Here is a 19668-nt window from a genome sequence, read left to right on the forward strand (position 1 = left end):
GAGCTTTCCCAACTTGATTCTTTTGCGTGCCCGAGGAACTTGTAACTATAGGCAGCGCCGGATTTCATCTATGCGTTCATGCGCTTGGAGCACCTCAGCTTCTAGTCGGCACAGTTCACTGAAGATTTCCTCCGCTTCCCGGGCGCTAAGAAGCTTTTGTCGGGGGACCTTGATGTCTTGAAGTAAATTGCTCGGCGTAATATGGGAAACAGACACACCTACCCGGAGTGCATCAAGTTGACTTCGAAAGTCTTCCGAACACAGGTAGAGATATAGCGCTAGTACGTTGACCTGCTGTTTGTTGACGCGAAGAGCAATGCAGCTTTGTGAGCAGACGGCTTGGCTTTGCCCGTTTCCTTCACCACACCTAACGGGGCTTAGGAGACCAACCTTTCCTAGGGTTCCTTTGACCGAAACAAGAATGTCGTCTTCAGCAAGGACATAGTCTGATAATTTCTTCGCCTGAACGGTTGTAGTCTTTGTGAAAGGTCCAGTTAGCCTGGACCATTGCCCAAGGTCGACAATACCTATCTCTTGAACTGTGATGGCTGTGGCATCCTTTGTCGCAATCGGCGCCCTAACAATGGACTGGACCAGTTCTCCCAGGGCAATGCGTTCGCCATCATCCACTGCGTGAGCCAATAGATACCGATTTGGCATCAAGTTGCACTCTTGGTCGGCGACTTCATCAAGCAGGATGTCTTTGGCAGTCACATCCTCCGCTACTGGGCTAGCAATCAATTTAAGTACCCGTTGGACATCCAGTAAGCGAGAGAACTTCATCGTTGACTTTGATTCAAGCGTTAATTTAGAAGCGTCGACCATCCGTAGGCTGTCGTTCCGACGATTTCGATCCATTACAAGAGCTGCCGACACAATGCCTGTATTGGTAATTACTTTTGGAGGCAAGGACACCACGGCCACAGGCTGTCGAGCTCCGATAACGAGAAGTTCACGCAGTCGCTGCTCCTGTCCTTTCGAGAAAAGCAAATTAGGCGTGGTTAAAAACACAGCCCTCTTTTTGACGTGCGGCCAAAAGGCAGCAATAGTCCATGATTCTGCTCTATCCAGTTGAACACTCGTTTGGCTACCTATTTTCTTGTAGACGGCGTCACTACCAGCTAGGTCTAGCTTAGATCCTTCCCATCGTCGCCACCCAGTCTGCAACGGGACTCTCATACCAAGAGGCGGGCAGGCAACCAGGTATTCAATATTCGGCATTTCTATGTGTGCGGGGCTGCTCGGATTTTTTTGTATGTCTGTCGTCAGTCGAGCATGGGTGTTGTCAATTAATGCAAGCAGTCGCAAAGCCGTTTCAGTCCAGACATCGGATAATGGCCCGGCAGCTAGAACATAATATCCACGAAACAATGCTCTGACACTCAGCTGTCCAGTAGGATCAAATGGAATCCAGAGAAGGTCGCCTTGTCCCCCATCTAAAAGTCCAATGAGTAGGTCACAAAGACCCGGGTCGTAACGACTAACGCCAAACTGATGGATGTTCGAAGCCAAGAACTGGTCTGCAATTGAGACACCCAAGCTTTCTTCACCCGTCTCCGGCTGTCCTGCAAATTCGGCGGTTATTGCTAATATTTTTACTTTAAACGCCTCTTCTGAGCGACCATCTTTAGCGTCCGTCCAGACAACTGACATTGCGGCTTCAGGCAAGCCAGCGTCTACGGCGCTAATCCAACACTCCTGCAGTAAAAGGTCTGGCAGTTGCCGAAAGCGTGTAATGTCTCCACGGATAAGTAGCCGGCTTACTGTCAACCATGCCAGACAATAGAGCACGGCGTCTGAACCTCGAATTGCTTTTGAGGACCTAACAGCGTCAAGCAAAGACTGCATCGTTGCAAGTCCCGGTGACTGCGTCGTAGTGGAGGTCATCGATCTCATACTTTTTTAGTTCCGCGATTTATAGATACAGGTGTCCAACTGTTATAACGGTACGTTCGTCTACTGCATCGAGAATGACGTAGCAGCCCTGAAGGCTATCTAAGCGCGAGGTATGTCCCAGCACTCGTTCAAGGCGCGAGAGTGCATTGGCAGTCATAACGCAACGAATTCCACCACGCCTGTCATGCATTCCTTCCCCGAAAAATACAATTAATTCAACCTGCCCTGACGAGATCGCTCGTTGCTGTTTTCTCTTCTTCGCATGTTCAGCGAGCCGGAGCGTCGCCTTACGGTAGCGCATTGAATGGAAGCTTTTGTTCGTTGCCATCTGCATGTTCATCTTCTTGAGTAGCTCATGAAAACAATAGTAGTGCTAAGAAAAAGATGTGTCAATACAAATCTTGATTGTACTTTTTCTTTGTTTGTTTGCATGGAGCAGATATGGACAGGAAAAAATTGAAATCCAGCAACCGGATCGGGTAGTAAAGCAGTGCGTGTTGCTGAACTTGCATAGTTTTCACGCATATATGATTTTGATGGTCGCTCGACCAAGATCTATGGCCACGACTTGGCCTTTAAGAACTCACTTCAAGAAAGGAAACCAACAAAAATGGTGAAAGTTACAGCCTCACCCTCATGGCAATTCGCAGGACAGAGCCGCACTCGGCGTTCAGGCGGCCGAGTGCCGATCACTGTCAACGCTCGCCCTATGAGCATCAAACAAACGCTTCTTCCACGTAGCCTCGATTTTTCCGTCGAATTCAAGTACAGGCGCTAGGCACGGCGACAACCTCTCGCGGCACTACATGCCGCTTTCAGACGAGCCCAATGACATTCGATGTCATTGGGCTTTTTTGTGTGAGCCTGCAATCCGCGCAGGCGGCTTACAAAGGAAACAGCTATGAATAACGCAACTTCAACAACCGAGGCGTCTGCCTCTCCCGCCCCGCAGTACATCACTCTGAAAAGCGCAACTGCCAGGAAGCTCGGCAAGTACGCTGATGGCAGCATTGGCTACACAATATCCTGTGATCCCGGCCGCACCACACTTTTCATCGCGATTACCCACAACTCCAGTAGCGGATATTTCAGTCGTGAATACATTCCTGTCGATCGCATTCAGGAGCTCATCGCCAAACTCGATCAGCCAGCTTTCGCCTCCAAGGCTCTGAGGGCCGCTTTCATAACAGGCAAGAGTTCGAACAACGTCGGTTTCCTCCTAGCCATCCTACATGCGGAACGCGCGCTTACTCGCGACACAGAGAACGAAGCAAAGCACGTAGTCGTCGGGGACTGGACCAAGTGGAAAGCTGCACTGCTCACGCTAGATGGCAGCCAGGTAGACGCCGACTCATTATCGGCACAGCCAGTGGTTGAGCTAGCGACTTTCGAAAAGCGCAAGACGATCTCGGTCAAGCACGCCAAGCCCGCCAACTCTCCTGATTAACTTGGAGTTCACATGCATGAACAACACCCGAACTACACCATTCTCATTAACTGGGGCGTCGGCAATCAAAATGCGCGCGGCTTCGGCTGCCCCAAAGCTTGTCATTATTGCAACTGGCGAGGCTGGGCTGGATTGCCTCACCAAGCGCAGACGTCCGAACAGGTGTCGGCCTTTATCATGCAGTGCAAGAAAAGCACAATTTCTATAAGCGGGGGCGCAGAGCCGCTCTATCGACTGGAGGAGAACCTACCCAAGCTCCTGTCCATGGTCCGTGTCATTCAGGATCACGGTTTTCGGATAAGAGTTGTAACCCGAGAAGCGACCCACATTGCCAAGCTGCGCGGTATTGTGGACCGCTTCTCGATCTCACTCGATGCCGAAGTGCTGGCAGAAATACCGCGCTACCAGCATGAGTGGACGGGGATGGACGTAGAATTTTCGCTCGTCCTGCCACCGTTGACGAATGAGCAGCTTTTGGCATTGATGCCCCAGTACGCAGCACTGCATCGCCAGCTAGGCCGTCGCCTTGTCTTGCGTGAGAACCTCAACTCGCTCTACAGCGTGGACGTTACCAAATTGTCCTCAGGTCATCGCGGCATCGTGTTCGTCCCAAAGGCGTTGTGCCTGTCAGGCCGGTATCTAGCAACCCGGGAATGGGCTGGCCACGACATCCTTTTGGACCATCAGCAGCTGTTCGCTTACCTCATGCAGGAACCGCACATTCACATTTTTGGAGGTGCGGTGAAGCACATGCTGAGTCCTTCCAGCCATAGCGACTTTGCTGATATCGACCTTGTCGCTACCAGTGTCGATGTTATGGCAGACCTCCAGAAGCGATTTGGGTATCGATTTAAAGAAGTCTCGGAGACGGCAACGAGCTATCCCCGTTATTTCCTCGGCAAGTCTAGCCGGGCTGGCAAGGCAATCCATCTCGTCCTTGTCAAGAACGCTGAAGAGGCGCAGCAATTCATCCTCGCGGCGCAGTACGACATCGACAGGGTGGGCTACTGCGGCGGACGCTTCTTCTTTGACGAACGCATAGGCGAGGCAGCGATTCGACAAGCCATCCGAAGCAAGCAAGCAACTCTTACCCCTGGAAAGCGAGATATGACGTTATTCAGTGCAAACCGACCTTTGATTGAAGCGCGCCACCGGATCAAGCTCATCCGCCACGGCTACGACATTCACGACAATAGGAACTTACACAATGCAAGCAACCATCTTTATTCCACCAGAAGCAATGAAGACCGTCGAAGCGATCCGATCGCTGGACTACTATGATCGCCTCTCTCTTAATGATGATGCGGCAACGGATCTGGCAGCCGCGCCAGGTTACTTTTTAAACACCGATGCATTACATATAGCTGAACTGCCTGCCTTCGCAAGAATTGCAGTTTCCCTCTCACCCGCACAATCAGAAGCATATTGGCAAACCGTTACGGCACCGGCTGAGTTACGCGGTGTGGTTTACGCCGGCGCACCACACCTTCCACCGCATTACGGGGACATCATCCGGTACTGGTCACCGATAACTGTAAGCGACTTTCACCAGAACGCTGTCTACTACCAGAACGTCCACAATGCCTATCTTGTGCAGCTTACCGTAGCGGGTGGTAGTAACGCTGCCGACCCGTATGCCGAACGAATGCCTGCCGACGATTTGCTCACGGACGGCATCGTATTTTCAATCAAGGGCCTAGCCGCGCGACTAAAAGGCTGTGATCCGCAGCATTTTGTCGAAGTGTCCATTCCAATCGACCCTGTCATCCTCGGCATTGAGCATGACGGACTTCGATCGACCGAGGAATACAGCTTTGACACAATGGGCCAGTGGGAGCGGATTTATTTGAGGGTGGCCGACATTATGTCGTCTCCCAATCCGAACCATGTGGCTATCTCAGCGTTGCGGAGTGAATTCCAGGACTACGGCTACGTTTATTAGCAATATGACAACATAAAGTTGTTTCCACACGCATTCAATACCGCTTTTAGGCATAGGAAGCGTTCTCAAGCTCACGGTCGCTGCATCAAAAGGCCAGAGCACATCTCATCAATCAATATCGGGAACCACTCATTCGTCTGCCAGAAGTCATGGCTGGACGTGGATACGCTCGCCCGAACATTTAAAAGAAAGGAAATTTCATGCCACCGCTTTCTACTGGCGAAGCCGCGCTCTTTTGTCTTGGGCGCGTGGTCGCTACACCCTTTGCGTTAGAAACACTGACGCAGCACGGGTTTACACCAGTTGATTTATTGACACGCCATGCTGCCGGGGATTAGGGCGACATTCCACTTGATGACGCAATGGCAAATCAGACTGCCTTGCAATCCGGTTCCCGACTCTTCTCGTCGTATTGTATCGCCGACAATGCAAAGGTATGGATCATTACTGAAGCGGACCGTTCGGCAACAACAATCCTTTTGCCATCAGATTATTAGGGCATACCGGCTGAGTATGCCGGCCAGCTTTTCGGAGCCGGCGTCTCAATATGCAAGTTCAGTTTTTCGAGTCGCCAAGTGAACCAAACCGAAATCACCGGAAACGGACCGGAGGGGTTCAACGCTTCGCAGCGGCGAGCCAACGGCGCTCTATTGCCCAAGGCTTAGCAACAGTCGATACGTAAGGCAGTTTAGTCCGTCGAAGGGCGCAACGGACTTAGAAGACGGTGTTACAGAAGGGGAGGCGCCGTCAAAGCGACGCAATTTGACATCAAGGGAAAGCAATGAGAAAGAACAAATTCAGGTTCACCAACAGGGCTCTGAGCCAGCTGCAAGCGCACGCGACTGACTCACCGTCGCGCTCAGCGGAATACAGCGACGCAGAAGTGATCGGTCTACGCGTCCTGGTCAACAAGCAAGGGCGCAAGTATTTCTACTTTCGCTTCGTTTTTGAAGGACAGAAGCGGGCCGCCAAGCTAGGGGAGTTCCCCGCGCTGGAAGTAGCGGAGGCACGTACCCTTGCGCTCGAAATGCGGGCGAAGGTGGACCGTGGCATCAATCCTCAGGAAAGCGATAGCAGCGCGGGACCATCATTGACCTTTGAGGCATTCGGTAAGAACGAGTACATGCCGTTTGCACGGCAAACCAAGAGGAGTGCCCATGATGACGAGTGCCGCTTACGTGTCCAGATTTATCCACGGTTCGGCACACAGAAGATGAGCGACATACAAACGAGAGAAATTCAGCAGTTTCACGCCGACATGAAGGAGTCGCATTGTGCTGCGACGGCGAACCGTCATTTGTCGCTGATCTCTCGGATGTACAAGCTCGCCGTTCAATGGGGGCGCGTCGAACGTAATCCGTGCATCGGGATCTCCAAATTCAAGGAAAACAACCAGCGTCAGCGCTTTCTAACGCCAGAGGAGATCCAGAGAATGTACAAGGCCATGGAAAGCGAGCCCAACAGGACAGCAGTTGCCGCATTGAAGTTTCTTCTGCTAACGGGAGCAAGGCGAGAGGAGGCCTTAAAGGCAAGGTGGGAGAATGTCGACCTCGATAATGGCGTGTGGTTTTTGCCGCAGACGAAGTCAGGGCGGGGGAGGTACGTGCAGTTGAACAGTGAGGCCCAGGCGTTGTTGCGAGCATTGCCGCGTGACGATGGAAGCGCCTGGCTGTTTCCCTCCAAGCATGATTCAGCCAAACCGATCTACAGTCCAAGGGACGCATTTGATCGGGTCCTCACGGCGGCTGGCATTGAGCATCTTCGGTTGCACGACTTGCGTCACACTTATGCCAGTTTGGCAATCAATGCGGGCGTTTCGTTGTCGGTTATTCAGGGACTATTGCATCATCAAAGTCCTGTGCAGACCATGCGGTATAGCCATTTGATGAACAGTACGTTGCGTAGCGCGACCGAATCGATTGCCGAAGCGGTCAGTAAGGCAATCATGGGCTCTCCAAACGGTGGCATGGACGGCCGCCATAACCAAGGATGATCAGAACATCGTTCGAGGACGACGAGAGCAGTTAGTCGGCAAGATCGGCCGACTAACTGCTTTCCTAAGAAACACCCGAAACGATTGTTGGGTCTTGATGCTGTAACGTGAATCCAAACTGCGCGGCGCGGCGATGCAATTGTTTGATGACCCTGTCACGGTACTGTTGCTCATAGTAGTCCGCCCCCGGATCCCGGTAGTCCATGCCAAAGCGCATGGCGTTGTAGAACAGCACTGCGATCTTGCGTGCGGTCGCCGTGACGGCTTTAGCATTGCCAATGCGGGCGGCAAGACGTCGGTAGAAGGCGCCAAGGGCGGTATGGCTTTTCCCTACCGTAACCGCCGCCAGCCGAAGCGTCGCAGTTACCCGGTTACTGGTTTTGCGCGTGTGCGCGGACAGCACCTTGCCGCCGCTGATCTTGCAGCCAGGCGACAGTGTGAGCCAGGACGTGAAGTGCTTGGCGGTTGGCCAGCGGGACAGGTCCGTGCCGCACTCGCCGACCAGGCGCAAGGCGAGGAACGGTCCGATGCCATGGATTTGCGTCAGGTCCGTGCCGGTGAGTTGATACAGGGCTTGGCGCACATCGAAACCGGGATCGTTCGGCATCTTGCTCCGGTGCTTGGCTTTCGGCAGTGGCGCTTCCGGCATCGGTCTGTCAATATTCAATGCTGCGACGGCGCGTTCAATTTCAGCATCGCATTCATCAATGCAGCGCTGGTAAAAATCGTACAGGGCCAGCGCCTGCTTAAGCGCAAACAGGTGCTCCGGCTGGTAGTTGCCGACCAAGGCGCCACGGATGGTCTCCAGGCTTTCCTTGCAGCGGACATCACGCATGGCCGCCAGCTTGTCGGGATCGCGTTCGCCAGCAACGATGGCCCGAATGATGTTCATGCCAGTCACGCCGGTAATGGAAGCAATGACGTGATGCAGCTGGAGGTTCATGAAGGTCAGCGCCTTCTGCATGTGCTGGATGTGCGCGGCGGCATAATCAGTATGCTTCTCGCGCGCCCGCAAGTAAGCCCGCAATTCTGCAATCGCGCGGCCGGGGCGGAAGCTGGCCCGCAATAGTCCGCAGGCGTGAAGGCGCTGCAGCCATTGCGCATCGTTGACGTCGCTCTTCCTTCCAGGCACCGCACGCGCTTCCCGTGCATTGGCAAGAATGACTTCCAGGCCACGCGCCTCCAGGACTTCGTAAGCGGCGACCCAATAAACCCCGGTCGATTCCATGACCACGGTCTTGGTTCCAGTCGCCACCAGCCAGTTCGCCATGCGCTGCAAATCGCTGGTAAACGCCTGGAAAGTCTGGACGGGTTCATTGCACAAGTCGGGACTGACCGCGACGACATGAAACCGCGCGCCGATGTCGATTCCTGCGGCATACGGATGAATGATCGGCAGCCCGGTGGGCTTGGATCGGGTTCGCTCTCGAGACATGGTCCACCTCCTGAATCATCAAGCGCAGGACGGGGATGCGGGTTAAATCAATTTCCTAAACGGGGTCGTCCGAAGGCGCCACCACAGATGAGTCCGCAGCTTCCCCTGGGCCAGGTTTTTTGACGGGGTTCATACCTCCAAGAAGCATTCGGCCACGGTCCATGCGTGCATTCAGTGTACTCGCCTGGTGTTTCTACTCATAAGGGCCGCGGCAAGCCGCGTGGGGCGGTTTTTTAGCTTGACGCTCGGTGCGGGACAGAGCAACGACGAGAGGGTGCCGAAATCTACACTTGCTCGCTGGTGCTAATCAGGAAGCGGCCGACTTCCATCGTAGGAAAGCGCGATTGGACCTTTTCGATGAACGCCTTGACTTCCTCCGTGACCGGTACCGTGTGCTCGACGAGCGTCTCGCGCACGGCATTGCTGACGGCGCTTTTCGTCGTCGGATAGCCGAGCGAGGTCAGCCAGTCGGCCATTTCCTGATGCGTGACCTTCTCTATCTCGCCGGTAACACCGAGTCGCTTCTGCGCGAATGCCCGCAAGAAGAGACGCTTCATAACCCCCAACGGTCCCTCTTTTGTCATGTTAATTGCGCGTTTCTGATGTGTAGACCTGCCGCCGACGCGTCGTGCCCGCGCAATGCTGAATTCATAGTGGGCTTGCCATGCTGCGAGATCAGTAAGGGTCTTCAGGCAATGCTTCCGCCGCCAGCCATCGAAATATGCACGGGCCCGTTCACCTGTCGCAGCATCCGCCCAGGGAACGGAATTGCATGCGAGGTGTTCACCGCCTGCAACCTGGACCATGCGCGGGTTGACGAGCCTGCGCTTGAAGTCAAACTCTAGATTTAGCGACATTTCCCTTTCGGTCTTGGTGACATCGATATCACGCAACCACTGCTCGCGAAGCGAGGTGAAGGGTCGGGTCGTTGTCTTTTGGCCCGGTTGTCGGTTGAGGTACAGGTTGATGAGGTAGTCGTTATGCTCAGATTTCGGCACGGGTGGGGAAACACCAGCTTTTGCAGTCATAGCCGGGGTTGGATCGCCGTACTCATCGATCCAGCGCTCTGCGGTCGCTTGCCCACGCGTCTTCATGCCGATCACTTGCCGCGCACGGTGTTTGCATTCCAGCATTTTCGTGCCGGGGGCGACACGTTCGCACAGTGCCTGAAAGCGTCGGGCCATGGGACCAGAGCAATTCACGCTACCCACCGGAGCGTCGGTCAAGAAACCGTCGGTCGTCACACTCACCACCGTGAAGCCGCCAGGCACGCCCGTCAGCAGCTCCGCCATGACTGCCCGGACGAAGCCCGTCGCATGGGACGCCATGATGGCATTGGTGATGGAGGAGGGGGGCAGCTTTACACTTTCCATGCCGCGAGTATCGAATACCGTCTTCTCCTTCAGTCCTTGTGCCAGCTTGCCGTACGCGGAATTGCCAATGAGCTTCGCGTACTCTTCTGGAAGAGTGGCAACCGCTGGATCGGTACGCTCCTTCTTGTAGCGAGCGCGAAGTTCTCGAACCCTTGTTACAAAGGGTTGGAACAGTCGAACATTCGCGTCTGCCCATGGAAAAATAACCCCGTGCAAGATCTCGATCTTGCATCCTTGATTGAGTGCGACCTCGATCTCCGGTGCAGTACAGTAAGACTCCCCAGCAAGGGGAAAGTAAAGCCCCTTGATACCCACTTCGACGGGAAGCGAAGGAAAGCGGCAATCGGCCGGGAACTGAAACTTCACCCTTGCAAAGCCGAGTACGTGTCCGACGAAATCATGTGGATCGATCGTGAAGCGCATCCCACTGTAGTCGATGGTACCGAGATCGGTAAGGCCGGTCGTATATGCGCCGGCCAAATCGTAGTCGAACCAATCGCTCACATGCGTTGGTCCCATATGGAAGCACTCGTTGCGGCCTCCGTGGTACGTCATGATGACGAACGGATCGACGATTTGTCGCTCTGGGCACGGAACGGTGTCTACCTTACTGCACACTTTTCCTTTGCGATCGTTCCACGCTGCCGATCGCATCGTTTGCATGCCCCATGCGGCGTTGAAGTCGATACCATCTTCCTTCAGGACCTTCTTGAGCAAGGTAACGGCGAGGCTACTCACCGTGGCTGGCAATGCTTCGCAGCCGACCTCGGTGATGGCAAATGCCTCCAGGTGTTGCAGGAATCGCACGGTAATCTCGGCGTCACGCATTGCGTATTCTTCAAAGGCAGCCTTGTTTTCCTTGAGCAGGATGTCCATGCGACTTTTTGAATAACCTTCAGGAAGCTCCAGCTTGGGAAGGCCGAGCCACGAGCCAATCCGATCGAGCGTCACCCCTTCAACGACGTGGCGGCCAAGGTCGATGAATTTCGTCTTCAGCACGAACAGACCCACGCCGTCACGTATCACCGACGTCTTTTTGAAGGGAATACTCGCGCCAGTTCGCTCGTAGGTAAAGTCAACGCCCTGGCCTATAGTAGCCACCTTGCCTCCAGCGCTGTCGAGCTCGGTCTTGAAATGGGCGAAGTCAGAGAATGCAGCGAGATCAAGCCGGAGGAAGAATCCGGCAAGCGTCACACTACTCGGCCACTCTGAAATGACGCCCATATCGAGCGCTTTCAAAATCACGTTGAGCAGAAGGCGCTGGAGGTTCGGGCGTGCACCCTTTGACGATGACTTGGGATAGACGGTTCTGGGCCATTCACCTTCATCACCAATCAGATGAAATTGTAGGGAAAGGACATCGTTTTCTCCGGTAAGCGGATTGAAAGTGAATTCACTGTCGAAACCAATGAGGACGCGGGGACCGGCGTGATTGACGAAAGGCTTGGTCGGATCGATCTCGTACAGATCAAGTTGGCGTTTCAATTGTGCTTCAAGCTTGGCAACTTCGGCATCGATGTCGGGGACGGTAATCGACGGTATGGCATCGTTTGCGAAGGGTAAGGCGCTGTCACTTTGCTGTATATATGCCCCTGCTTCAAAGTCACAACTATTGAGACAGGTTTCTGCAATCGATGATTCCATGGTGAGTTTCGTATTGGGTGAAAAAAGGCGGACTAGAGAGCCCGCCGGTGGTATTCGTTATTTGCTGCCTTTGGCCTGCGATTACGGTGCTACGGGATCGGACGCATCCTGCAGGAACGACCAGTCAAGCGTGCGATAGCGACGGTCACCATCCACTGCGCCAATTAACATATCGCGCACACGACGCCCTTTTTCGATGTCTAGTACCGGAATCCACTCCAGCGGCTTGCCTCGGGCATCAAGGCAGACAACCCCCTTACACTCAAACCACTGAACCCGGTGAATGACGAATGTAGAGACAGCGTTGCCACTCGGCATAATGATGAATCGTTGACGCATTTGGTTTCCCTTTCAATTTGTGAGGCGTAGCGCGGTATGAACCGTCATTGCTGCACCTAATTTTCTTTAACTTGGCTTGTACTGCTTGCCGTGTCGGCTGTCGCAAATGCCAGCCGATCACTGACCACCTTCGCCGTCGCCATTAGCCGTTCCTCGCTGAGGACGGCGTAGCGAGCGGCTGTAATATTGATGCTTGAATGACCCAGGAATCTGGATGCATCCAAGACCGGCACTCCAGCATTGACTACGATGGAACAGGCTGTCCTTCGCAAATCGTGCAGGCAGAGTCCCTCGATTCCCGCGCGCTTCAGAATCCGGTTATAGGCACGCGTTGGCCGAGTCATATGGCCACCGGTCCGCCCCGGAAACAAAAACTCATTGCGGCGGTATGTATGTAGTTCCTGTATGACGGATTGAGCTTCGGCTGATAGCGGAACCAGTCGGCTCTTCCCGTTCTTGCCACGTGGGATGGCTAAGAAGCATCCCTCCGGGCTAAGATTGTCGAACCGCGCGTTTAGCGCCTCGCTCATCCTCAGTCCGCAACTGAGTAAGAGACGAACCAACAATCCTGGGAAGGAAGGTTGAGGCTCGGCATCGATCGCGGCGTATAGAGCTCTGATTTCATCGTCAGAAGCGATACGACGTCGTTCGTTGTTCTCTTGCTGCATGCGCAGGATTACTGCAGGATTTCTATCGATCACGCCGGTGTCGAACGCGCGACGAAAAATCGTCTTGACGAGCGCTGAAATCCTATTCCGGGTAGCCACCGCTAAGTGCGATGGCAGTCCTTCGGCTAGTCGGAGCAATTCGTTGGGCTGAACGTCGGCGATCGCTCTTGCACCAATCGCATGCCGAACATGCTTATCGAATCGCCCCTTGTAGTCCCGAGCACTCGTTCTTTCCCGGAGCACCCAGGGGTACACCTGTTCATCAAAGTAGTCAGCTACAGTGATCCGTCCAGCGCGAGGGGATTGACCAGACTTGACTAGAGCAATCACCTTGAAGGCTTCTGCAATGGCGCTGGCCATCGTTCCATCCCCTACACTGATGCGAACCTTCTTCTTGGTCGTGGGGTCCCGACATCGAACCCCCCAATCTATTTTTCCTCCGCTATATCCAACAATCCGCAATCCCGGAGCAATCCCGACTGCAATTTCAGCCTGCTTTGCATTTGCTGCAGCGACCTTGTCGAGCACTGCCCTCCTAAGTACATCCTCCTGAGAGAGATATTTCATGGCGCTTCTTTCTGTTGCTTCTTGCCACGAAAATCGCAGCGGGTCGAAAGATACGTTCAGCAGATCCGCGCGTCGACCTCAGAGGCTGAATCATCCGAGCTTAGGAAAGTCTATGCCGCTGCGCGATTGACGGGGCGCGGAGTAAGGAACTTATACTTGCGAAATGCTCCCACTTTTAGAGAGAAGTTCTTGAGGATAGAAAAAAATAGCCTAGTTCACTTGTCAATTGTGCAACTGTTGGCGCTTACCACTTCGTCCAACGCGGAGCTGTACAAGCTGACAACCGGCCTTGGGATTATCAAAGAAGGGCAACTTGAGCTAAAAAGCTTTCACTACCACGTGCGCAAGCTGGATCTACGGAAGGACAACCTCGACCATTTGAAGCGGAAGAATATGCCCTCGGGCGACCGCCCGCCGTCGCTGGCGGGTTGCCGTCTCTTTTCTAGCCCGAGATTGACATTCTCAGTACGGTTGATTCCGTTCGCATATGAATCAGAGCCCGAGGAGGAGGAACGTATTTCGTTTGGCGTATTGGGCGTCGTCCAAGAATTGTGTTCTGGAATGCTGCGTGCAGAGGTTCTTTGCTCGGGGTATGCGTCACATGAAGATTTGTATGACTTGAAGGCAAAACATGTCGCTGCGTTTGTGGCATCGGCAATTAGCTTGCCAAAGTTAAAAATCGCATCGATCCACTTTCCGAAGCTACGATTCCAGCCACACGGAAAGGTAGGGCCGCGAGGGTTGATTGCGGGTTGGTTGGGTTATGAACAAAACCCAGGTCGAGAGAGGGAATTACAGCGAGAATTTTCGGAGTTCTGTGAGATATGTATCAAAGCGACTAGATGGGAAGGAGAGGCGTATAGGTTGCAGCCGGAAGTGAACGCTTTTTGCCTGGACTTTCCGGAGCAGTCAAAGTCAGACATACTGGACCTTACTCGACCTTGCGGGAAACCTTGGCGACTACGTACGGTAGCCAAGGAGCTCAACCAACGTATAGACCGTTGGAATGTGGGCCTTCGAGCCGGTGAAATCAATCCGGTGTTGCGGATTTGGATAGCGCGGCAGTGCTTTAATCGAGTGTGGACAGTAGATGAGCAAAGGCAAAAGGCTGCACTGCTTTCCCTTTGCAAGTCTGTCCTCTACCGAAAACGATCCGACCCTTCTGACCTTGAGCAGCTTCAGAACTTCGGGATGGAGCATCTTAGCTGCAACAGGTACGCGATTTATCGGTGACTAAACTTCGCTGTTAGTCATTGACAGCTGTGAAGCGTCTCCAGCCGGAGGGCCTATGGCCGCGTCGAGGGACGAAGTTGCCCCTGTTGGCGCGGCCGAGATCACGCATCCAGGACATCTAATATTTCGCCTTGCATATGTTCGAGCGCAGGAAGAACATCTTTGTCTTTTAGAAGCGCTCTGATATCGGAATCGAAATGCGCCAATAATTCGGACAGCTCGGTGCTGGAATCGGCTTCGTCATAGACCAATCCCATGTAAACATCGATGACCTCATGCGTTACCACCGATAGGTCCGCTTCCGCGTCGATCATCGTATCGACGTGCGATGCCAGAATATCTGACAGTAAATCTGCATTCGAAAGCGTTGAGCAAACGAGCCCGCTACTACTTACTTCGTAACCAATGACATCGCTACGATGCGGACCGATTAGGTCTAGCGTGCGCCGTAAAGCCTTTTCAGCAATTTCCCCCATGATGACTGACTCAACGGCTTCGATCCAAATGCTACCCAATTCGTATTCGTCTGCAAGGGAGCCATATTTCGACGCGTAGATGGTTAGAAACATCTGCAAATGTCTAGGTAGCATCTCGATTTCGGATGAAACGAAGTTGTGGACCGTCGAGTCCCAATTCCCGGATAGAGAGCCTAACCCGCTAATGTTGTCATCAAAGGGGCCCTCCTGAAGTACCCAACAATACTCATCCCACATATGGCGCGCCGCGATTTCATCGAATGTGCCAATTGGCGATCGTGATCGTAGCTTATCTATTACAGCCTCGACGATTCTGTCTACCTCTAGTTGCGATGCGGACTTCACAGCAGAAAAAAGCTGAGAAATGCCCCTGGGGTCGATCTCTGTGTGATCGTTTGTCATAGATAATTACTCTTCCGTTAAAGAATAAATTTCGTTCTCAATGTAAATCATTTTATTCCGCGCTACTGCCGGGGCGCATATTGATGGTCGCCCGTGTCACAAAGCTGCTGTAACTTTGCGATATATAGCCCCTTCGGGAAACTCGCAAATGCGAGAACGCGTTACCTAAAACGCATGTTCATCTCAAAAAATTTTGCTGAAACAAAGTAGTTGATAAAGCAACAACTTCGGTGTAGCGTATATGTTTTATTTTTGCAATAGCGCCACAATAAAAATTCCTTCGGAGTTTATTCGAGTCGCCGCCTTACACCCCACGAAACGTCGTATGCGTCGTTTACCGTTACCGTCCAATCGTGGGTCATATATATGCAGAGAGGAACGCATACATGTCAATGATCACCGGTGCCCGTCACCTCCCAGTTCAACATATCACCATCCGCGTGCCTTGGCACGATCAAGCTTGGAACGGAACAATCTGCAAGGATCCTTGCGCTAATACTTCTTGCATGGTGCTACCCCGCGTTGGCACTGGTAAGGACGAAAACTTCGAAGTGACCTGCGCTAGTCAATCTATTGAGGGATTTGCTGAGGAGGCATTACCGCCCTGTGTAGATGAACACGGTACGTTTATGGCCAGCTTTCCAGTTCATAAACTGAAAAAACATCCCTACCAGTTCGCGGAGACACATACACATTTCGCACGCACCCCGTTTCGTTTTGACTCCTTTGCAGCAGCAGCCATCCCGTTTCGCTGGATGTTGAAAGAAAATGTGGAAGGCTCGAAGCGTCATAAAACTGTCGGCATGGCGAAGGAACTGAATCTGGGTTATGACCCAGTGCGGGAACCAAAGATGGACGATAGGATTCCCGATACTTGGATCCAGGAGGGCACCAACCAGCGCGTAATGCTGGATACTTTTTTTAGTGCCGTGCAACCGCAAGATTCGCTAGTTTTTTTCTACGCCAAGCGAACTCCCCTATCTGACACCCCTCGTCGCGTAATTGTCGGCGTAGGCCGCGTGATCGGCGTCGGTAAGCCGGTAGAGTATCACTATGAAGGTGGCAAGCGTCCTACAAATGCTATTCCGGGCTACCTGTGGGAGCGCTCAATTGCTCACTCAATTCGCCAGGAACTCAAGGGCAAAATAGACGGATTTTTGCTGCCTTACCATCAAATTTTGGCTCTATCAGAAGGGGACGAAAGCCTCGACCTTGAAGATTTCACAGCCTTTGCTCCAGACGAAGCCTTTGAGCAGTACTCCTACGGCTCAGAGCTGCTGCATCAAGACAACGCTATTGCGTCTTTGCTGTCAGTAGAGCGAGCACTTCGCGCTATATCTAAGGTCATCCAGGGTCCATGGACCGATTACCTTGCCTGGGTAGATACAGAGTTGAACCGACTTTGGAAGCTGCGCGGACCATATCCGGGCTTTGGGGCAGCGCTGAAGGCCTTCGGTGTAGAACGCGGCAATTTATTAGCGTGGCATCTGGCTGCACAGCAAAACGATGATGAGAATCACAGCGTGTGGGACTCTTTCGAGGAAGTATTAGAGACCCCAGCCCAGTTGCCCCGCCACTTGCAATCTTGCGTTGGACCGACGCTTGCACGCAAATGGCAGCAGCTGAATCAGGGACGCAAAAATTTACTCCAACTGCTCAGTAGGTTCGAGCTCAGCAATGAGCAAGCGACATTTTGGTATCTGCAATCACAGCGTCAAGACGGTAGTCCCTACCTAGAGGACGAGGAAATCCGAAAGAACGCTTACTTATTATGTGAAGCCGACAGCGAACACGCTTTGCAATTTGCAACCGTTGACCGAGGGCTTTTTGCAGCGCGTGATATGGAAGGCAAATTTGAATTGCCTCCCGAGAGCCGAATCGGGGAGAGTACGGATCCGCGCCGCGTTCGCGCTCTAATGGTTTATTGTTTAGAGCACGCTGCTTCTAATGAGGGGCACACAATCCTTCCGCAGAATTGGATGATCGACCGCATCCGAGACCAACCAATTGAGCCCGTGTGCGCGGTTGATGCAGATTTACTACCGTTATTCGATGACGACCTCAGCCCGGCCGTCGTCTTGGTCAATGATGGCGCCCTTCGTTGCTATCAACTCGCACGCTATCGTGACACGAGAAGTTGCATTTCTGATGAGGTGAATCAGCGGCTGGAAGGAATAACAAATCCCGGTGAGTTCGACTGGCAGAAGCTAATTAATGAATCAATCCTACCAGCCAAGGAAGAGCGAGAATGGGACGAGTTAGAGTACGCGGCCCGCGCCGAAAAATCGGCCGCTCTACGAATGATCTATCAATCACGTATTAGCGTTTTGATGGGGGCGGCCGGCACCGGGAAAAGCACGTTAATCAAAGCGCTATGCAGGACTCCGGGAGTTAGGGAAGGTGGTGTGCTATTACTTGCACCGACAGGCAAAGCTCGTGTCCGGCTTGAGCAGGCTAGCGACATGCCCGGGCAGGGCAAAACAATTGCGCAGTTTCTAAATGCCAATCAGCGATACGATGGAGATGTAGGCCGTTACTTCATTAATCCTAAAGCGCCGCGATGCGCCGCTCATCGCACGGTGGTGATCGATGAATGTTCAATGCTTACCGAAGACCAGTTGGCCGCCACTTTAGACGCTCTTCAAGGTGTGGACCGTCTTATCTTGGTCGGTGATCCCAAGCAGCTGCCACCTATTGGGGCAGGTCGTCCGTATGTGGACATCTGCAATAGGCTTTGTCCAGAAAATATCGAAACGTTGATTCCTCGTGTAGCAAACGGCTATGCGGAACTGCTCATTACAAGACGGCAACAAGGCGGCGATGCACGCATGGATTTAGCGTTCGCAAATCTCTTCAATGGCAGCATACAGCATGCCAGCGCAGACGAAACGTGGGATTTTGGTGGCGACAGCGCGTTGAAGCACATAGAAGTCATCCAATGGGAAACCCCAGAGCAATTGGCGAGCGTAATGCGGGAATCATTGTCAAGGGAACTTAATTTCGACTCCACTAACGACTCGATAAAATTTGAAGAAAGCTATGGTGGGAGCAAGTATGAGGGGAAAGTGTACTTCTGGCCCAGAAAAAAAGGCGAGTCTAAGGGTGGGGCGGCTGAGAAGGCAGAAGCGTGGCAAGTACTTTCTCCGTTGCGTCATTCAATGGTGGGGACCGATGCAATCAATCGCCAACTCCAGACGCACTATCGAACATTCGCGCTCGAACTGAGTGCGAAGTCTAGGTATCGGCGAATACCTCGTCCAATGGGGGGGCAGCGCATCCTCTGGGGCGATAAAGTTATCAATGTTCGTAACAAATCGAACCGAAAGTCTTGGCCAGCGCTTGCACAGTCATACGTGGCGAACGGTGAGATAGGAGTAGCAACAGGTTTCTTCCGTCGGAAGGACATGAAACATTTTTTCGAGCAGCTTGAAGTAGAAATGGCGACGCAGCCAAGTATCGCTTTCCAATATCCGGAGTGGGAATTCAACAGCGAACAACCGGCACCACTTGAACTTGCATACGCCTTAACGGTGCACAAGACGCAAGGAAGTGAATTCGGAAAGACATTTATTGTGATTCCGCGACATTGTCGACTTCTAACACGGGAAATGCTTTACACGGCACTTACAAGGCACAAAGAGAAGGTGGTACTTCTTGTCCAAGGCCAGCTGAAAGACTTATTTCCATTTAGCTTAGATTCTGCTTCCGAAACTAAGCGTCGCATGACAAATCTTTTTGTAACCTCTCATCCTATAACCGTACAATTAGCAAATCGCAAGGTAACTCTCGATGACCGGCTGATATACCGTACCGACCATGGCGAATTAGTGCGTTCCAAGAGTGAATGGATCATTGCAGACAAATTGCATGCGGCTGGAATTAATTACGTTTACGAGCCCGAGGTAATGCTGGCCGGAAAAATGCGATGGCCGGATTTTGTGATCAGTGATGAGCGGCGTGGTGTGACATGGTATTGGGAACATCTCGGACGCATGGATCTGCCAGAGTATTGCGAGCGATGGGAAGCCAAACGCCTGGCATATGAGTCGGAGCGTATCGTTCCGATCGAAGAATTTAAGCCGGGAAAATCGGCTGGCATATTGATTACTACTCGGGAAGATCGTGTAAGTAAAGACTTGAGTGAACAGATTGCGGCGAAATTAGAGCTAATTCAACAGCCACTTTTCAGTTGAGCAGCCGGATGGCTGTTCGTCGGACGAAAATTTAGGCTCGGATGAGACAAGCGGGGAGAA

At 52.8% G+C, this 19668-nt stretch carries 13 protein-coding genes; 6 read left to right on the forward strand and 7 right to left on the reverse strand.

Going from position 1 to position 19668, the window contains the following annotated elements; translation table 11 throughout:
- Positions 1–45 precede the first annotated feature (45 nt).
- Together ABC383_RS17645 and ABC383_RS17650 are read right to left on the reverse strand one after the other, a co-directional pair.
- A complete protein-coding gene (locus ABC383_RS17645; protein WP_413015520.1) occupies positions 46–1887 on the reverse strand; it encodes an N-6 DNA methylase in 1842 nt (613 codons plus the stop codon).
- 28 nt (positions 1888–1915) lie between these two features.
- Complete coding sequence (locus ABC383_RS17650) at positions 1916–2230, reverse strand: hypothetical protein (RefSeq protein ID WP_413015522.1); 315 nt, start codon at positions 2228–2230, stop codon at positions 1916–1918.
- Between the two features lie 567 nt (positions 2231–2797).
- Between ABC383_RS17650 and ABC383_RS17655 the strand changes: the two genes are divergently transcribed.
- From ABC383_RS17655 to ABC383_RS17670, 4 genes are all read left to right on the forward strand, one after another.
- The gene (locus tag ABC383_RS17655; protein WP_413015524.1) at positions 2798–3343 is read left to right on the forward strand and encodes a hypothetical protein; all 546 of its coding nucleotides are present in this window, start codon (positions 2798–2800) and stop codon (positions 3341–3343) included.
- 12 nt (positions 3344–3355) lie between these two features.
- Complete coding sequence (locus tag ABC383_RS17660; protein ID WP_413015526.1) at positions 3356–4624, forward strand: hypothetical protein; 1269 nt, start codon at positions 3356–3358, stop codon at positions 4622–4624.
- Entirely contained in the window at positions 4551–5285 is a 735-nt protein-coding gene (locus ABC383_RS17665; RefSeq protein ID WP_413015528.1) for a hypothetical protein, read from the forward strand. The genes ABC383_RS17660 and ABC383_RS17665 overlap by 74 nt, the downstream gene beginning before the upstream one ends.
- Positions 5286–6066: 781 nt before the next feature.
- Entirely contained in the window at positions 6067–7278 is a 1212-nt protein-coding gene (locus ABC383_RS17670; RefSeq protein ID WP_413015530.1) for a tyrosine-type recombinase/integrase, read from the forward strand.
- Between the two features lie 64 nt (positions 7279–7342).
- Here the strand turns inward: ABC383_RS17670 and ABC383_RS17675 are convergent, their stop codons facing one another.
- The 4 genes from ABC383_RS17675 to ABC383_RS17690 form a co-directional block, all read right to left on the reverse strand.
- Positions 7343–8713 carry an IS110 family RNA-guided transposase gene (locus tag ABC383_RS17675; protein WP_413015532.1) on the reverse strand — a complete coding sequence of 457 codons (1371 nt, stop codon included), beginning with the start codon at positions 8711–8713 and terminating at the stop codon, positions 7343–7345.
- Positions 8714–8997: 284 nt separating this feature from the next.
- Entirely contained in the window at positions 8998–11730 is a 2733-nt protein-coding gene (locus ABC383_RS17680) for a DNA polymerase (RefSeq protein ID WP_413015534.1), read from the reverse strand.
- An 81-nt stretch (positions 11731–11811) separates the two neighbouring features.
- Complete coding sequence (locus ABC383_RS17685; RefSeq protein ID WP_413015536.1) at positions 11812–12069, reverse strand: hypothetical protein; 258 nt, start codon at positions 12067–12069, stop codon at positions 11812–11814.
- A 56-nt stretch (positions 12070–12125) separates the two neighbouring features.
- Entirely contained in the window at positions 12126–13304 is a 1179-nt protein-coding gene (locus ABC383_RS17690; RefSeq protein WP_413015538.1) for a tyrosine-type recombinase/integrase, read from the reverse strand.
- Between the two features lie 156 nt (positions 13305–13460).
- Here ABC383_RS17690 and ABC383_RS17695 point away from each other — a divergent pair, with 156 nt between their 5' ends.
- Positions 13461–14537, forward strand: coding sequence for a hypothetical protein (locus ABC383_RS17695; RefSeq protein ID WP_413015540.1), 1077 nt, complete (start codon positions 13461–13463; stop codon positions 14535–14537).
- A gap of 101 nt (positions 14538–14638) precedes the next feature.
- Here ABC383_RS17695 and ABC383_RS17700 read toward each other — a convergent pair whose 3' ends face one another.
- On the reverse strand, positions 14639–15415 hold the full coding sequence (locus ABC383_RS17700; RefSeq protein WP_413015542.1) for a hypothetical protein: 777 nt from the start codon (positions 15413–15415) through the stop codon (positions 14639–14641).
- A gap of 386 nt (positions 15416–15801) precedes the next feature.
- Here ABC383_RS17700 and ABC383_RS17705 point away from each other — a divergent pair, with 386 nt between their 5' ends.
- On the forward strand, positions 15802–19608 hold the full coding sequence (locus tag ABC383_RS17705) for an AAA family ATPase (RefSeq protein WP_413015543.1): 3807 nt from the start codon (positions 15802–15804) through the stop codon (positions 19606–19608).
- The last annotated feature ends 60 nt before the right edge of the window (positions 19609–19668 follow it).

It is taken from the genome of Noviherbaspirillum phoenicis, assembly GCF_047237965.1.
Lineage (GTDB): Bacteria > Pseudomonadota > Gammaproteobacteria > Burkholderiales > Burkholderiaceae_D > Noviherbaspirillum_A.

Bases quoted from the DNA above. Each gene is read 5' to 3' on its own strand.
- ABC383_RS17645 (WP_413015520.1), bottom strand. From the start codon at position 1,887: ATGACCTCCACTACGACGCAGTCACCGGGACTTGCAACGATGCAGTCT.
- ABC383_RS17650 (WP_413015522.1), bottom strand. From the start codon at position 2,230: ATGCAGATGGCAACGAACAAAAGCTTCCATTCAATGCGCTACCGTAAG.
- ABC383_RS17655 (WP_413015524.1), top strand. From the start codon at position 2,798: ATGAATAACGCAACTTCAACAACCGAGGCGTCTGCCTCTCCCGCCCCG.
- ABC383_RS17660 (WP_413015526.1), top strand. From the start codon at position 3,356: ATGCATGAACAACACCCGAACTACACCATTCTCATTAACTGGGGCGTC.
- ABC383_RS17665 (WP_413015528.1), top strand. From the start codon at position 4,551: ATGCAAGCAACCATCTTTATTCCACCAGAAGCAATGAAGACCGTCGAA.
- ABC383_RS17670 (WP_413015530.1), top strand. From the start codon at position 6,067: ATGAGAAAGAACAAATTCAGGTTCACCAACAGGGCTCTGAGCCAGCTG.
- ABC383_RS17675 (WP_413015532.1), bottom strand. From the start codon at position 8,713: ATGTCTCGAGAGCGAACCCGATCCAAGCCCACCGGGCTGCCGATCATT.
- ABC383_RS17680 (WP_413015534.1), bottom strand. From the start codon at position 11,730: ATGGAATCATCGATTGCAGAAACCTGTCTCAATAGTTGTGACTTTGAA.
- ABC383_RS17685 (WP_413015536.1), bottom strand. From the start codon at position 12,069: ATGCGTCAACGATTCATCATTATGCCGAGTGGCAACGCTGTCTCTACA.
- ABC383_RS17690 (WP_413015538.1), bottom strand. From the start codon at position 13,304: ATGAAATATCTCTCTCAGGAGGATGTACTTAGGAGGGCAGTGCTCGAC.
- ABC383_RS17700 (WP_413015542.1), bottom strand. From the start codon at position 15,415: ATGACAAACGATCACACAGAGATCGACCCCAGGGGCATTTCTCAGCTT.
- ABC383_RS17705 (WP_413015543.1), top strand. From the start codon at position 15,802: ATGTCAATGATCACCGGTGCCCGTCACCTCCCAGTTCAACATATCACC.